This is a genomic window from Bradyrhizobium sp. CFUWI (assembly GCF_056429085.1).
The window spans coordinates 543,567-556,893 of the sequence record NZ_JBWJZE010000001.1 but is presented as its reverse complement, the minus strand read 5'-3'; the positions used below and the strand labels follow the sequence as shown (position 1 = coordinate 556,893).

Below are 13,327 nucleotides of genomic sequence, written 5' to 3'. Positions count from 1 at the left end.
ATAATGGCGGAGACTTCACCCCACGCTCGCCGTCACCACCGCCATCACCGACAGCAGCAGCACGATGGTGACGAGCTGGAGCGAGGCGACCGGCTGGGTGCGCCAGGCCGTGATCTTGTCGGACAGCGACAGATGGGCCTCGAAGAATTTCGACTCGTAGACGGTCTTGAACAGGTGCGGGAAGCTTGGGCCGAACGTCACGGCCAGCAGCGCGTGGGCGAGCGAGGCGATGGCGACGAAGATGGCGACGCCGGGATCGCCGACGAGGTCGTGGTTGCCGCAGAGCTTGAGCAGGAAGACGGCCAGGGCGAAGGTCGGGAAGCTCTGCAGGATCGCGGTCAGCGCGAGGCCTTCGAGCGCGTTGTGCAGGCGGGACTTTCGGACTCTGGCGATGGCGGCCATGGCACGTCTCCCTGATGACATGGGATGACGGTACCCCTGCCGGCCTTGAGGTGATGTGAGGCGGGTCACGCCCCATAGCCGGCCTGTCGCGCGATGGATTCCGGGCTCGCCGCGGCGCGGCGCGGCGCCCCGGAATGACAGACTACAACTCGCGGTTCCGGGCGGCTGCGTGGAGCCGAGTTGCGCATTGCGCCCTGGGCCGTGGCGCGCCACGTAGCTGATCTGGCACGAATTCGTGCAGCCACCCCATCGCTCAACTTTTAATTGCATACCATGAACCTGGCATTGCGCTGGGGCGTCATACCGTCTGCAACGTCCCTGTGGTTTTGCGGATTGCCGGTGCGCGGGACCACGCGCTAGCGTTGCACGACGGCCAGAGAGGACGGGCGGAATGACGATCGAGAAGCTCAATCGCCAACGCGTGCTGCATCTGCTCGACGCCTTTGCGCGCGGCGATATCGAAACCGCGCTGTCCTGCTGCACAGACGACGTCGACTTCCTCACCCATGCGCCGATCGACGTGCTGCCGCATATGGGGCCCCGCCACGGCAAGGCCGAATTGCGCGAGCTGTGGCAGACCGTCTGGTCGCGCTATTCCGAAGTTCGCTACAAGGCGCCGCACATTGTCGCCGAGGGCGAGGCGGTCGCGACCTACATGCAGGCCTATTTCAGGAAGCGCAGCAACGACCGCATCGTGCAGTTCGACATGGCCGTGTTCTATACCTTCCGCGGCGGGCTGGTGGCTGAGATCCGCGAGATCATCGATTCCTACGATCTGGTGCAGCAGGTGCTGGAGCGCGAGATCGGGCCGTTGATCACGGGCGTGCAGGTGGATTGATCGCTTCTCGCCTCGAACCCGGATCCGAACCCGGAATATTACGGGGTTCTATTGTAAATCTCACAAACCCCGTTCAATTGTGCATTGCGAAAACGTGAATTGCGTTTTGGCCGAAACCTACTATTTTGTTCGCATACAAATGAGTTAATCCCCCCCGGCGCCTGACTGCGCGTGGGGTTGTTTTCCGTTTTTTCGCAAGCCAGCTTCAGGACTGCCAGAATGACAGAGCACAGCCTCTGGCGTTTCTCGCGCGCGTTGCACCGCGCGATCAACGACCGGCATTTCGGGGATATCGAGGCCCTGATCGACGAGGATGTCGAATGGGCGCTCTACGGCCCGATCGACATGTTTCCGTTCCTCGGCGCGCGCCAGGGCAAGGACGCCGTGCTCGACGTCATCCGTCAGCTCGCCGACAATTTCCAGGTCCGCCGCTTCGACCGCGAGAGCATCATGCTCGGCGTCGATTCCGCCGCTTCGATGGTGCGCTATTCGCTCACGGCCCTGGATTCCAACAAGCCGATCAGCCTGCGGGTCGCGCAGTTCGCCCAGTTCAGGGCAGGCAAGCTCGTCAGCATGCGCGTCCTGATCGACACGTTCGATCTGGTCGAGCAAGCACTCGGCCGCGCCATTCATCTGCCTAAGATGACCAGCGCCGGCTGACGGAGACACCAACGGGCCCCGCTGTTCGGGACTGATGACGACGCCGGCTGCGACGTCCTGGCTTCCAGCCCCGCCGGATGCCGTCGCGCCAGAAGCTCGTCGTCGGGCGCGCGCCTCTCGCGCGGCCCGTTGGTTCGCCGCCTTGAAGGCACCGCCACAATTTAGCAACGATGGATCAGCATTTTCGCGCGCAATGGCGCATGGTCTTTGCTGACGGCCGATATATGTTATCGGACAGCATGCGTTGGGGCTCGCGGGCAGGACGATGGAATTCTCGACAGGGTTTGGCTGGACCAGGCTGCCGATGCTGGCGGCCACATTCATTTTGGGCTCGGTTCTGACGGTCTCGGCGCAGATCATCCCGCCCTTCTCCCCCGCAGCGGCCGCGCCCGACGACGAGGCCGAAACCGAGACGGCAGAGCCGGTCGACGTCAACGATCCGGACGTGCTCAAAGGCATCGACGTCGACAAGCTCGATTGGAGCCAGCTCGCGGTCGACGCCGGCACCGGCATCGATCCCATGGCCGCCAAGAAACGCGCCCAGGCCGCCGCCAGGGACGGGCTGGACTGGTCGTCCAATGCCAACGCGAACGGCTCCGCGGCGGTGACGGTGAAGCAGTCCGTGTTCTCGTTCTGGGATACGCGGATCGGCGCCGACATGACGGTGACGAGCGAGCCGCGGACGATGTCCGAGCTGCTGGCGCAGAAGGCCACCAACGGCGGCAACCTGCCGCAATCCTCCGGCAGCGCCTGGGCGACGGCAACCGCGCCCGGCGCCGGCGCGATCTGGGACAAGACCGCGGTGGAAGCCCGCGTCGATCCCGGCACCGAGCAGAGCAAGATCGGGGCCTCGCTGACCAAATCGGTGCCGCTGTCGAGCGACACCTCGCTGACGCTCCAGAACGGCTACAGCGTCAACCAGCAGGGCACCAGCGCCGTGCCCGGCATCGGCGGCCACATCACCCGCAACTACGAAACCGACCAGTCCGCCAAGGTCACCCTCAGCGACACCGGCACCAGCATCACCGCCGGCCAGACGCTGTCGACCACCGACGACAAATGGCTGCGCAAGGTCGGCGCCGAGCAGAAGCTGTTCGACAACGTCACCGTCTCCGGCTCGGTCGGCGAGACCTCGCAAGGCGCGATCAACAAGAGCGTGGCGGCCGGCTTCAAGAAGAGCTGGTAGTCCCACGCTCCACCTTCTCCCCTCATCCTGAGGGCGCTCCGAAGGAGCGCGTCTCGAAGGATCGAGGCCCCTCTGCCACAGCCGGGCCTGCATGGTTCGAGACGCGCGCGAGAGCGCGCTCCTCACCATGAGGGGATAGGGTTGTCGTCCCCGCCGGCGTTCACACTCTCCTAACCATGCGCCACGGCAAAACCCCCGAATGGTCCGCCCTTGCCGCATCTCGGCCCATTTGCGGCCAAAATCGGACGCCCTGATAGGGAAGCCTCACAGACGTCGTCGTGCGGGGGACACTCGCGCTGCGCTCAACGCGAACAGGGGAATAACGATGAACGCCATGCGTCCCGAAAAGATCGAGACCACCGAGACCGAGACGGTCGACACCAACCTCGCCGCCGTGACGGAGGTCGAGGCCGGCATCCGTGACTTCGTGCGCAACGATATCGCCTATCTGCGCCGCCCGGCGTCGACCACCACCGACGCGCCGCCGCTCGACCCGAGCGCGGAAGCCACCGTCAACAACGTCAACTCGCTGATCCAGCGCGTCGCCGGCACTTCGCTCGCCGAGATCGAGAACCTGATCTCCGAGCTCGAGAGCCTGCGCGACCTGCTCCACGCCGAAGGCCAGCGCGTCCAGCGCGAGATCTCCGGCTATGCCCAGCTCAGCCAGGCCGCGATGAAGTCGACCCGCATGATCGCCGACAACGTCGCGCAGTGGAAGCGCGCCGCCGACGGCCTGCGCAACAGCTGATCGCAAAGCACCGCATCACCGGCCGCCGCGCTCTCGGAAGAGAGCGCGGCGGTTTTGATTCCGGGAGGGTGCGATAGGCCACGCTGCCTCTCCAACAGAGGTGTCATCACCCGTCCAGTATTCCAGAGACGGCGGTGATCGAGCCGAGAGGCCTCGGCGTACTGGATGCCCCGGTCAAGCCGGGGCATGACAGCAGAGGGTGTGGCCGCGACGACAGCGCTGCGGTGCATGCGCGTTCACATGGTCAGCGCCGCGCGTCCATTTGAACCCGCCGCCCGTCCCCGGCGACCAATGCCAGGCGCCCGTGCCGCCGTGGCCGGGCCTGGGGATATTTCAGATGGAAAGCATTCGGCCCGACACCACGGACCCGATACCGTTGCGGCCCGCGCCGAACCAATTCGGCACGATCATGCTGCGCTTTGTCGGGCTGCTGGCGGTTGCGATCGCCGTCCTGGCGTTCGTCTATAGCCGCTGAGGTGCGGCGGCCGGATGCCGGCCGCTAGAGATGAACGAAGTGTTACCGGTTCGCGTCGGCGGCCGAGATTTCCAGGGTATAGGCGCCATCGGCATAGCCCTTCACCACCATGCCGGCAACCAGCATCACGGCGAGCGTCGCGGTCGCGAAGATAAATCCAACAAACTTGAGTGCGCCGCGATCTGCCATGGTCCTCGTCCCCTGTCTCTGCCAATTGGTTTCAAATAGACAGCGACAGGTTCATAATTAGTTAGCAACTCACTGGTTCCGCAGAAACGCTTCGCGATAACCATGTTGCGCAGGCTTATGGCAGCCGTCCGGAATCGCGTCCATAGCGCGCGGGCAACACTTGCTCGGTTTCTCCTCTCCCTCTCCCCGTTCTTACGGGGAGAGGTGAAGAAACCAGCTCGATCTATCCTGGTCTAACCACTGTTCGCACGCCTCGGCACGAAGGCTGAAGCGGTGATGGAATAGACGTCTTCGCCGCGCTGGTTGGTGCCGGTGGTGCGGGCGGTCAGGATGCCCCAGCCGGGGCGCGAGGCAGAGATGCGCTTGTCGGTGACGACGTTGACGTACGCGACGGTATCGCCGGCGAGCACCGGCCTGATCCAGCGCAGGTCGCGAAAGCCCGGCGACGGGCCCCACACCGCAACCTCCTCGCCGCGCGAAGCGGCCTCGCGCGCCAGACGCTGGCCGTCGGCGACAAGCAGGCTCATGCAGGCCGAGCCGACATGCCAGCCCGACGCGGCGAGTCCGCCGAACAGCGAGTTCTTGCCCTCCTCCTCCTCGAGATGAAAACGCTGCGGATCGAACTTGGCGGCGAATGTCTTGATGGCCTCGGCCGTGAACGTATAGGTGCCGATCTCGCGGCGCTGGCCGATCTCGATGTCGTCGAAGAACCGCATCAGACCGCTCCCTCGCGCCGCTTGATCAGGATCGGCGACGTCATCTCGGCGAGCGCCTCACCCTTGGCGTTGCGCGCGGTGCATTTGAACTTGACGATGCCGAGCTCGGGCCGGCTCTTCGAGCTGCGCGCCTCGATCACATCGACGTCGAGCGTGAGGTCGTCGCCGGGCCGCAGCGGCGAGAGCCAACGCACCTCGTCGACGCCGGGCGATCCCAGCGATGCGGCGCGGGTGATGAAGCCGTCGGCCATCATCCGCATCATCAGCGAGCAGAGGTGCCAGCCCGAGCCGGACAGGCCACGCAGCATGCTTTTGCTGGCAGCCTCCTCGTCCAGGTGCATCGGCTGTGGATCGAACTCGGCGGCAAAGGCCAAAATCTCGTCGCGGGTGACGTGGCGCGGGCCGAACGTGCCGAACCGGCCGGGCGGGAAATCTTCGAAGGTCAGGGTCATCTTGGGAAAGCTTCGCGGGAATGACAGATTGTGGCCGCACTTTGCGGCAATCTCAACCCGCCGGCCCGCATGGCTCGTGCTACATACCGGGTGGCGGCGTTGATCTGAGTCGGATCGACCGAGGACCGGGATCCATTTACCAAGGCCCAATGCCCTGGGGAGAGCAATGTTTTCATTCAGCGACCTGTTTCAGTGGGACCGCTTCATCACGCCTACGATCATCAAGACCTTCTATTGGCTGGTCATCGCGCTGATCTGCCTGTTCGGTCTCTCCGGCATCTTCTCCGGGCTCGCCGCGATGGCGATCAGCCCGTTCGGCGGCTTCCTGGTGCTGCTGTCGTCGATCGCGAGCGTCGTCGTCGGAATCGTCTTCTCGCGCATCCTCGCGGAGCTGATCCTGATCGTCTTCCGCATCAACGAACATCTCGGCGCGATCCGCGACCAGGGCGGCGGGATGCGGTAAGCCTCGCGCAGGTGCCATAGGGTGGGCAAAGGCGCGTAGCGCCGTGCCCACGATCTTTCTCAATGGCGACAGGCGGTGGGCACGCTCCGCTTTGCCCACCCTACGGCACCGGTGTTCCCGGCTTACGTATTAAACCTGAAATGCATCACGTCGCCGTCGGCGACGACGTATTCCTTGCCTTCGAGGCGGAGCTTGCCGGCATCGCGCGCGCCGGCTTCGCCGCCCAGCGCGACGTAGTCCTCATACGCAATCGTCTCGGCGCGAATAAAACCCTTCTCGAAATCGGTGTGGATCACGCCGGCCGCCGCGGGCGCCTTGGTGCCGCGATGGATGGTCCAGGCGCGGGCTTCCTTCGGGCCGACGGTGAAATAGGTGATGAGGTCGAGCAGCTTGTAGCCGGCACGGATCAGGCGATCGAGGCCGGCTTCGTCCAGGCCCAGCGTCTCCAGGAAGTCGGCGCGCTCTTCACGCGAGATGGTGGCGATCTCGGATTCGATTTTTGCCGAGATGACGACGGCGACAGCGCCCTCCTTGGCGGCCTGCTCCTCCACGGCCTTGGAGAACGCATTGCCGGTCGCGGCCGAGCCTTCCTCGACGTTGCAGACATAGAGCACGGGCTTGGAGGACAGCAGGCCGAGCATGGAGAAGGCACGCTCCTCCTCCGCCTTGCGCTCGACGAGGCGCGCGGGCTTGCCCTCGCGCAGCAGCACCAGGGTGCGGTTGACAAGGTCGAGCTGCTCCTTGGCGTCCTTGTCGTTGCCCTTGGCCTTCTTGGTGAGGTTGTCGACGCGCTTCTCGAGGCTGTCGAGATCGGCGAGCATCAGCTCGGTCTCGATGGTCTCGATGTCGGCGAGCGGGGCGATCTTGCCCTCGACATGGGTGATGTCGGAATCTTCAAAGCAGCGCACCACATGCGCGATGGCATCGACCTCGCGGATGTTGGCGAGGAACTGATTGCCGAGGCCTTCGCCCTTGGAGGCGCCGCGGACGAGGCCCGCGATGTCGACGAAGGTCAGCCGGGTCGGGATGATCTGGCCGGACTTGGCGATGGCGGCGAGCTTCTCCAGCCGCGGATCCGGCACGGCGACCTCGCCGACATTCGGCTCGATGGTGCAGAACGGATAGTTCGCGGCCTGCGCCGCGGCCGTCTCGGTCAGCGCATTGAACAAGGTCGACTTGCCGACATTGGGCAATCCGACGATCCCGCATTTGAATCCCATGGCCTCTTCCAGTCTTCGCGCCGCGAGCGCGTGCGTTCGTTGAAGTCGTCATGCCCGGCCTTGTGCCGGGCATCCACGTCCTTCGCTCCGCGGAGAAAGAAAGGCGTGGATGGCCGGGTCAAGCCCGGCCATGACGGAGAGAGATCAGTTCGATTTCTCGCCGTTCTCGTCCTTGGTCAAAAATCCCTTCGCCTGCATGGCGAGATGCACCCTGTTGGCGAAGGTCGCGTCCGTGCCCTTGGCAACCAGGCCTGCGTGCTCGGCCACCGCCTCGCACAGCGTCGCCACCCAGTCGTTGTCGGCCTTGGCGAAGTCCGACAGCACGTGGGCGTGCACCAGTTCCTTGACGCCGGGATGACCGATGCCGAGGCGCACGCGGCGATAGTCGTTGCCGATATGCGCCGAGATCGACCGCAGGCCGTTGTGTCCGGCGATGCCGCCGCCGATCTTCACCCGCACCTTGCCCGGCGGCAGTTCGAGTTCGTCATGAAAGACCGTGACGTCGCCGGGCGCGATCTTGAAGAAGCTCGCCGCCTCCTGAACGCTGCGGCCGGATTCGTTCATGTAGGTCGTCGGCTTGAGCAGGATCACGCGCTCAGGTCCGAGCGTGCCTTCCGAAGTCTCGCCCTGAAACCTGCGGCGCCACGGCGCAAAGCCGTGACGCCGCGCGATCTCGTCGACGGCCATGAAGCCGATATTGTGCCGGTTACGTGCGTATTTCGCGCCGGGATTGCCGAGCCCAACAAAGAGTCGCATGACGCGGCGCGCCCCTCAGCCGGCGCGCGATCAGGGATCCCGCGCCAGCTCTTTCGAGAGATTACTTCTTCTTGTCGCCGCCGGCGGGAGCCTTGGCAGCCGCGGCAGGCGCAGCAGCGCCCGCAGCCGGAGCCGCAGCGCCAGCGGCCGGAGCTGCCGCAGCAGCGCCAGGAGCTGCAGCCGCAGCCGCGGCCTTCTGCTCTTCGGCGTAGCCGGACGGCGGCACGATGGTGACGAGGGTCGCGTCCTCGCGGGTCAGCGCCTTCACGCCGGCCGGCAGCTTGACGTCCGACAGATGCAGCGAGTGACCGATTTCGAGCGAGCCGACATCGGCCTCGATGTACTGCGGAATGCTCTCGACGCCGCATTCGAGCTCGATCGCGTGGGCGACGATGTTGACGGTGCCGCCGCGCTTCACGCCCGGGGACGTTTCCGCCTTCACGACGTGCAAGGGCACGCTGATGCGGATGGTGGCGCCTTCGCCGAGCCGCATGAAGTCGACATGGATCGGGAAGTCCTTGACCGGATCGAGGTGATAGTCGCGCGGAATCACGCGGTGCTTCTTGCCCTCGAGATCGATGTCCACCAGCGTGGTCAGGAACCGGCCGGCGAGGATGCGCTGGCGCAGTTCGCGATCTTCGATCGAGATCGTCACCGGGGGCTGGTTGTTGCCATAGATCACTCCGGGCACGCGCCCGGCGCGACGCTCAGCCCGGGCGGCCCCCTTGCCGCTCTTCGGACGTGCGGTCGCCTTCAATTCCTTGACGGTCGTCGCCATGTCGTTAAGTCCTTGTTTTTGCAAAAGTTAAGGGGCCGCAGCGCGGCCCATGGCATAGCTCGCAGCAAGCCTCCAGGGGTGCGGGGGCCACGAACTTGGCGGGCTTTTACCCGGAAGATGCGGAAATGACAAGGAGAATGGGCGGGCGGGAGCGGGTTCTTACCCTCCCCTGGAGGGGGAGGGTCGGCTCACATTGAGCGCAGCGAAATGTGAGACGGGGTGGGGTGATCTCTCCCCACGAGGCACTGTTCAACGCGGAGAGACCGCCACCCCACCCCGCTCGCGCTACGCGCGATCGACCCTCCCCCTCCAGGGGAGGGTAAGAGTACCCTACCCGCCGAGCTTGGCCTCCAGCGCCGCAATGCGCGTTTTCAGCGCTTCGTTCTCCTCGCGCGCCAGGCGCGCCATGTCCTTGACGGCCTCGAACTCCTCGCGCTTGACCAGATCCATGTCGCGCAGGAATTTCTCCGCCTGGGTCCGCATCACCGTATCGAACTCGCGTTTGACGCCCTGGGCGGCCCCGGCGGCGTCGTTCATCAGGCGGCCGATCTCGTCGAAAAACCGGTTGTTGGTCTGGGTCATGGCGGGCCTCCGATAAACTTTGCGCGAACTCTCCGAAACACAATGGCAATCCGAAGGGAGCGGTTCAAGGGCCGCGCGCTGGTATCCTTGTCATGTTCCGGTGTCCTTGCAATCGTACTCAACGTCCCTGCATAAGAAGAATCACGGGGCGTCTGCGGGCGCTCGACCGCCGCGATTTCGCTTGGACATAGAAGGCGCGATGCAGCTTCTTCTGATCGACTTCCCCGCCTTCAAGCCGATCGCGCTCGAGATCGGTCCGTTCGCGATCCGCTGGTATGCGCTGGCCTATATCTGCGGCATCGTGTTCGGCTGGCTCTATGCGCGCTCGCTGCTGAAGAACGACCGGCTGTGGGGCGGCCCGGCGCCGATCTCGCTGCTCCAGATCGACGACTTCATCCTCTGGGTGACGCTCGGCATCATCCTCGGCGGCCGCACCGGCTACGTGCTGTTCTACAACCTGCCCTTCTTCGTCGATCATCCCGCCGCGATCTTCAGGCTATGGGAGGGCGGCATGTCGTTCCACGGCGGCTTCCTCGGCTGCGTCGTCGCGGTGATGGGGTTTGCCTATCGCAACGGCATCTCGATCCTGTCGCTCGGCGACATCACCACCGCCGTCGCCCCGGTCGGGCTGCTGCTCGGGCGGATCGCCAATTTCATCAACGGCGAATTGTGGGGGCGCGCCACCGACGCGAGCCTGCCCTGGGCGATGATCTTCCCCAACGATCCGACGCAACTGCCGCGTCATCCGAGCCAGCTCTACGAAGCCGGCATGGAAGGCGTCCTGCTGTTCACCGTGCTTGCGATCATGATCCGCTCCGGTGCCTTGAAGCGGCCCGGCATGATCCTCGGCGCCTTCATCCTCATCTATGGCCTCACACGCATCGCCGGCGAGCATTTCCGCGAACCCGACGCACAGCTTGGTTTCCTCTGGGGCGGATTAACCATGGGCATGCTGCTGTCGATCCCGATGCTTATCGTCGGCCTCGTACTTATTGTATTGGCAGTCAGGCGCGGTGCGCCGCAGCCCGTCGAGGCCATTCGTTAATTTCGAGAAAGTACGCCGTGACCGACCAGCCGCTACTCGACGAGATCAAGGCGCTGATCAAATCCTCAGGCCCCATGCCGGTCTGGCGCTACATGGAACTGTGCCTGATGCATCCGCGCTATGGCTATTACGTCTCGCGCGATCCGCTCGGGCGTGAGGGCGATTTCACCACCGCGCCCGAGGTCAGCCAGATGTTCGGCGAGCTTCTCGGCCTGTGGACCGCCTCGGTGTGGAAGCAGATGGGCTCGCCGCAATTCTTGCGGCTGATCGAGCTCGGACCGGGCCGCGGCACCATGATGGCGGACGCCCTGCGCGCACTCCGCGTGCTGCCGCCGCTCTACCAGGCGCTCCATGTCCACATGGTCGAGGTCAATCCGGTCCTGCGCGAGCGGCAGGGCGCGACGCTGTCCGCCGTGCGCAACATCTCCTGGCACGACAGCATCGACGACGTGCCGGACGGGCCGAGCATCATCCTCGCCAATGAATATTTCGACGTGCTGCCGATCCACCAGATGGTCCGCCTCGAGAACGGCTGGCACGAGCGCGTGATCGAGCTCGACGGCAACGGCAGGCTTCAGTTCGGCGCGGCGCCGGAGCCGACCCCGCGCTTCGAGGTGCTGCTGCCGCCCTTGGTGCGCGCCGCGCCGGTCGGCGCCGTGTTCGAATGGCGGCCCGACGGCGAGATCATGAAGCTCGCCACCCGCGTCCGCGACCAGGACGGCGCGGCCCTGATCATCGACTACGGCCACTTGCGCAGCGATGCCGGCGACACGTTCCAGGCGATTGCCCGCCACACCTTCGCCGATCCCCTGAAGGCGCCGGGCCAGGCCGACGTCACCGCCCATGTCGACTTCCAGGCGCTGGCGCGCGCGGCCGAGGATGTCGGCGCGCGCGTGCACGGGCCGGTGGCGCAAGGCGACTTCCTCAAGCGCATCGGCATCGATACCAGGGCCGCCGCATTGATGCAGAAGGCCACGCCGGAAGTCGCCACCGACATTTCGATCGCGCTCAAGCGGCTGACGGACACCGGGCGCGGCGGCATGGGCTCGATGTTCAAGGTGCTCGGCATCTCCGAGCCGCGGCTGACGGGCATTGCCGGCCTCAGCGATCTCGAACAGGCCGGAGGCAATTGATGACGCTCACCTCCTCGCTGCTGGCAGCAGTGCCCGGCCTGCGCCACGCCTTCTTCACGCGTGAAGGCGGCGTCTCCGGCGGCATCTATTCCGCGCTGAACGGCGGGCTCGGCTCCAACGACGATCAGGGCCTCGTTGCGGAAAACCGCCGCCGCATGGCCGAGCATGTCGGTGTCGCCGCGGACCGTTTCCTCAGCCTGCACCAGATCCACTCGCCCGACGTGCTGGTTGCCGAGACACCGTGGCCGAGCGGGCCGCGGCCGAAGGGCGATGCGCTGGTGACGAAAACGCCCGGCATTGCGCTCGGCGTCTCCACCGCCGATTGCGGACCGGTGCTGTTCGTCGATCCCCATGCACGCGTGATCGGCGGCGCACATGCCGGCTGGAAAGGCGCGCTCACCGGCGTGCTGGAGGCGACGATTTCGGCGATGGAGGATCTCGGCGCCAGCCGCGGCGGCATCATCGCCGCGATCGGGCCGCTGATCCGGCAGGAAAGCTACGAGGTCGGCAACGAGTTCGTGGCGCGCTTCATCGAGGCCGATGCGGACAATGCAATGTTCTTCATCCCGTCGGTGCGCGAGGGACATGCGATGTTCGATCTCGCCGGCTTCATCCGCCAGCGGCTCGAGGCCGCCGGCATCCTGATGATCGACGATCTCGGTCTCGACACCTATGCCGACGAGCGCTTCTTCAGCTATCGCCGCTCGGTACATCGCAAGGAGCCGGATTACGGCCGCCACGTCCACGCGATTGCGCTCGAAGCGTGAACACAAGGGCAACATCCCGTCATTCCGGGGCGCGCGAAGCGAGAACCCGGAATCCATCGTGCAGCAATATACGGGGAGAAATGGAGTCCGGGCTCGCGCCAGGTGGCGCGCCCCGGAATGACGGCAGCTTGTGTCGCCGCCGCCCTAGACCTTAACCGATTTTAACGATATCGCTGCCCTCCATAATGAGGGACGCGTCATTCATCCTGGGCCGCGCGGGTTCGCGCGTGCTGGCGGTCATGCTGCTGGCGGCTGCGACCGCGCTTGGCGGCTGCGCCGGCGGTGGTGGCAGCGCCGCCAATTCCTATGCGATGGCGCCGAGCACCGGCTCGGGCGCGACGGTCGCCTTCGAATCGATCGACGGCCCGCCGCCGCAGGTGTTCGACCGCATGGTCGGCGTGCTCGACAGCGAATCCAAGCTGCGCAGCCTGTCCGTGGTCTCCCGCGAGGGCTCGGCCGCCTACCGCGTGCGCAGCTACCTCTCCGCCCAGATCGTCCGCGGCAAGACCGTGATCGCCTGGGTCTGGGACGTCTACGACGCCAACCAGCAGCGTGCGCTGCGCCTGTCCGGCGAGGAACCGACCTCGGCCAAGGGCGGTCGCGACGCGTGGGCGGCTGCCGACGATCTGGTGCTGCGGAAGATCGCCCAGGCCGGATTCGGCGGACTTTCCAACATGATCAACGGCACGCCGGATGCGCCGAGCACGGCTCCGGGCCTGCGGGGTCCGGCGGTGGCGAGCGTCGCTCCGGTCCCGCCCGCGCCGGAGATGCCGGCCTCGGCGCTCGGCTATGCCGAGCAATAACCCCCGCTAAACCACGGCCTCAAGTTGCGGCCAAACCGTTGGCCCGACTCAGGATTTTCGAAGGGAAAACGTAGCCTTCCGGGTTGCCATTGCAGCCTCCCGCCTGATATTTCC

Annotated in this window: 18 protein-coding genes; 10 read left to right on the top strand and 8 right to left on the bottom strand. The window is 65.4% G+C overall.

The annotated features are described in order from the left end of the window. Positions 1-15: 15 nt before the first annotated feature. Positions 16-402: a hypothetical protein gene (locus AC066S_RS02665; protein WP_135170332.1), complete on the bottom strand. Its 387-nt coding sequence runs from the start codon at positions 400-402 to the stop codon at positions 16-18. A 391-nt stretch (positions 403-793) separates the two neighbouring features. Between AC066S_RS02665 and AC066S_RS02660 the strand changes: the two genes are divergently transcribed. From AC066S_RS02660 to AC066S_RS02640, 5 genes are all read left to right on the top strand, one after another. Continuing rightward, positions 794-1,240, top strand: coding sequence for a nuclear transport factor 2 family protein (locus tag AC066S_RS02660; protein ID WP_478268844.1), 447 nt, complete (start codon positions 794-796; stop codon positions 1,238-1,240). A gap of 219 nt (positions 1,241-1,459) precedes the next feature. Further along, positions 1,460-1,900, top strand: a complete 441-nt coding sequence (locus AC066S_RS02655) for a nuclear transport factor 2 family protein (protein WP_478268843.1) — start codon at positions 1,460-1,462, stop codon at positions 1,898-1,900. A gap of 265 nt (positions 1,901-2,165) precedes the next feature. After that, a complete protein-coding gene (locus AC066S_RS02650; RefSeq protein WP_478268842.1) occupies positions 2,166-3,086 on the top strand; it encodes a hypothetical protein in 921 nt (306 codons plus the stop codon). 325 nt (positions 3,087-3,411) lie between these two features. Further along, positions 3,412-3,834 carry a hypothetical protein gene (locus AC066S_RS02645; protein ID WP_135164857.1) on the top strand — a complete coding sequence of 141 codons (423 nt, stop codon included), beginning with the start codon at positions 3,412-3,414 and terminating at the stop codon, positions 3,832-3,834. 337 nt (positions 3,835-4,171) lie between these two features. Next, the gene (locus AC066S_RS02640) at positions 4,172-4,309 is read left to right on the top strand and encodes a hypothetical protein (protein ID WP_018648329.1); all 138 of its coding nucleotides are present in this window, start codon (positions 4,172-4,174) and stop codon (positions 4,307-4,309) included. A 42-nt stretch (positions 4,310-4,351) separates the two neighbouring features. Here AC066S_RS02640 and AC066S_RS02635 read toward each other — a convergent pair whose 3' ends face one another. The 3 genes from AC066S_RS02635 to AC066S_RS02625 all read right to left on the bottom strand — a co-directional run bounded on the left by AC066S_RS02635 (position 4,352) and on the right by AC066S_RS02625 (position 5,666). Continuing rightward, the gene (locus tag AC066S_RS02635) at positions 4,352-4,498 is read right to left on the bottom strand and encodes a hypothetical protein (protein WP_478268841.1); all 147 of its coding nucleotides are present in this window, start codon (positions 4,496-4,498) and stop codon (positions 4,352-4,354) included. A gap of 233 nt (positions 4,499-4,731) precedes the next feature. Beyond that, positions 4,732-5,214: a MaoC family dehydratase gene (locus AC066S_RS02630; protein WP_135170331.1), complete on the bottom strand. Its 483-nt coding sequence runs from the start codon at positions 5,212-5,214 to the stop codon at positions 4,732-4,734. Then, positions 5,214-5,666 carry a MaoC family dehydratase gene (locus AC066S_RS02625; protein ID WP_478268840.1) on the bottom strand — a complete coding sequence of 151 codons (453 nt, stop codon included), beginning with the start codon at positions 5,664-5,666 and terminating at the stop codon, positions 5,214-5,216. Before AC066S_RS02625 ends, AC066S_RS02630 begins: the two co-directional genes overlap by 1 nt. Before the next feature lie 166 nt (positions 5,667-5,832). Here AC066S_RS02625 and AC066S_RS02620 point away from each other — a divergent pair, with 166 nt between their 5' ends. Then, positions 5,833-6,129: a DUF4282 domain-containing protein gene (locus AC066S_RS02620; RefSeq protein ID WP_126259079.1), complete on the top strand. Its 297-nt coding sequence runs from the start codon at positions 5,833-5,835 to the stop codon at positions 6,127-6,129. Between the two features lie 122 nt (positions 6,130-6,251). Here the strand turns inward: AC066S_RS02620 and ychF are convergent, their stop codons facing one another. The 4 genes from ychF to AC066S_RS02600 all read right to left on the bottom strand — a co-directional run bounded on the left by ychF (position 6,252) and on the right by AC066S_RS02600 (position 9,465). Continuing rightward, the gene (ychF, locus tag AC066S_RS02615) at positions 6,252-7,349 is read right to left on the bottom strand and encodes a redox-regulated ATPase YchF (RefSeq protein WP_126259078.1); all 1,098 of its coding nucleotides are present in this window, start codon (positions 7,347-7,349) and stop codon (positions 6,252-6,254) included. Between the two features lie 144 nt (positions 7,350-7,493). Next, on the bottom strand, positions 7,494-8,105 hold the full coding sequence (pth, locus tag AC066S_RS02610; protein ID WP_126259077.1) for an aminoacyl-tRNA hydrolase: 612 nt from the start codon (positions 8,103-8,105) through the stop codon (positions 7,494-7,496). A 61-nt stretch (positions 8,106-8,166) separates the two neighbouring features. Further along, positions 8,167-8,883: a 50S ribosomal protein L25/general stress protein Ctc gene (locus AC066S_RS02605; RefSeq protein WP_126259076.1), complete on the bottom strand. Its 717-nt coding sequence runs from the start codon at positions 8,881-8,883 to the stop codon at positions 8,167-8,169. Between the two features lie 330 nt (positions 8,884-9,213). Next, the gene (locus AC066S_RS02600; RefSeq protein WP_135170330.1) at positions 9,214-9,465 is read right to left on the bottom strand and encodes an accessory factor UbiK family protein; all 252 of its coding nucleotides are present in this window, start codon (positions 9,463-9,465) and stop codon (positions 9,214-9,216) included. A gap of 199 nt (positions 9,466-9,664) precedes the next feature. Between AC066S_RS02600 and lgt the strand changes: the two genes are divergently transcribed. The 4 genes from lgt to AC066S_RS02580 all read left to right on the top strand — a co-directional run bounded on the left by lgt (position 9,665) and on the right by AC066S_RS02580 (position 13,213). Next, entirely contained in the window at positions 9,665-10,510 is an 846-nt protein-coding gene (gene lgt, locus AC066S_RS02595) for a prolipoprotein diacylglyceryl transferase (RefSeq protein ID WP_478268839.1), read from the top strand. A gap of 17 nt (positions 10,511-10,527) precedes the next feature. Then, positions 10,528-11,643: a class I SAM-dependent methyltransferase gene (locus AC066S_RS02590; protein WP_126259074.1), complete on the top strand. Its 1,116-nt coding sequence runs from the start codon at positions 10,528-10,530 to the stop codon at positions 11,641-11,643. After that, positions 11,643-12,410 carry a peptidoglycan editing factor PgeF gene (gene pgeF / locus AC066S_RS02585; RefSeq protein WP_478268838.1) on the top strand — a complete coding sequence of 256 codons (768 nt, stop codon included), beginning with the start codon at positions 11,643-11,645 and terminating at the stop codon, positions 12,408-12,410. Before AC066S_RS02590 ends, pgeF begins: the two co-directional genes overlap by 1 nt. 185 nt (positions 12,411-12,595) lie before the next feature. After that, positions 12,596-13,213, top strand: coding sequence for a hypothetical protein (locus tag AC066S_RS02580; protein ID WP_135164849.1), 618 nt, complete (start codon positions 12,596-12,598; stop codon positions 13,211-13,213). Positions 13,214-13,327: the final 114 nt, after the last annotated feature.

Bases quoted from the DNA above. Each gene is read 5' to 3' on its own strand.
- AC066S_RS02600 (WP_135170330.1), bottom strand. From the start codon at position 9,465: ATGACCCAGACCAACAACCGGTTTTTCGACGAGATCGGCCGCCTGATG.
- AC066S_RS02655 (WP_478268843.1), top strand. From the start codon at position 1,460: ATGACAGAGCACAGCCTCTGGCGTTTCTCGCGCGCGTTGCACCGCGCG.
- AC066S_RS02650 (WP_478268842.1), top strand. From the start codon at position 2,166: ATGGAATTCTCGACAGGGTTTGGCTGGACCAGGCTGCCGATGCTGGCG.
- pgeF (WP_478268838.1), top strand. From the start codon at position 11,643: ATGACGCTCACCTCCTCGCTGCTGGCAGCAGTGCCCGGCCTGCGCCAC.
- AC066S_RS02635 (WP_478268841.1), bottom strand. From the start codon at position 4,498: ATGGCAGATCGCGGCGCACTCAAGTTTGTTGGATTTATCTTCGCGACC.
- AC066S_RS02645 (WP_135164857.1), top strand. From the start codon at position 3,412: ATGAACGCCATGCGTCCCGAAAAGATCGAGACCACCGAGACCGAGACG.
- AC066S_RS02665 (WP_135170332.1), bottom strand. From the start codon at position 402: ATGGCCGCCATCGCCAGAGTCCGAAAGTCCCGCCTGCACAACGCGCTC.
- AC066S_RS02605 (WP_126259076.1), bottom strand. From the start codon at position 8,883: ATGGCGACGACCGTCAAGGAATTGAAGGCGACCGCACGTCCGAAGAGC.
- lgt (WP_478268839.1), top strand. From the start codon at position 9,665: ATGCAGCTTCTTCTGATCGACTTCCCCGCCTTCAAGCCGATCGCGCTC.
- AC066S_RS02660 (WP_478268844.1), top strand. From the start codon at position 794: ATGACGATCGAGAAGCTCAATCGCCAACGCGTGCTGCATCTGCTCGAC.
- ychF (WP_126259078.1), bottom strand. From the start codon at position 7,349: ATGGGATTCAAATGCGGGATCGTCGGATTGCCCAATGTCGGCAAGTCG.
- AC066S_RS02580 (WP_135164849.1), top strand. From the start codon at position 12,596: ATGAGGGACGCGTCATTCATCCTGGGCCGCGCGGGTTCGCGCGTGCTG.
- AC066S_RS02620 (WP_126259079.1), top strand. From the start codon at position 5,833: ATGTTTTCATTCAGCGACCTGTTTCAGTGGGACCGCTTCATCACGCCT.
- AC066S_RS02630 (WP_135170331.1), bottom strand. From the start codon at position 5,214: ATGCGGTTCTTCGACGACATCGAGATCGGCCAGCGCCGCGAGATCGGC.
- AC066S_RS02625 (WP_478268840.1), bottom strand. From the start codon at position 5,666: ATGACCCTGACCTTCGAAGATTTCCCGCCCGGCCGGTTCGGCACGTTC.
- AC066S_RS02640 (WP_018648329.1), top strand. From the start codon at position 4,172: ATGGAAAGCATTCGGCCCGACACCACGGACCCGATACCGTTGCGGCCC.
- pth (WP_126259077.1), bottom strand. From the start codon at position 8,105: ATGCGACTCTTTGTTGGGCTCGGCAATCCCGGCGCGAAATACGCACGT.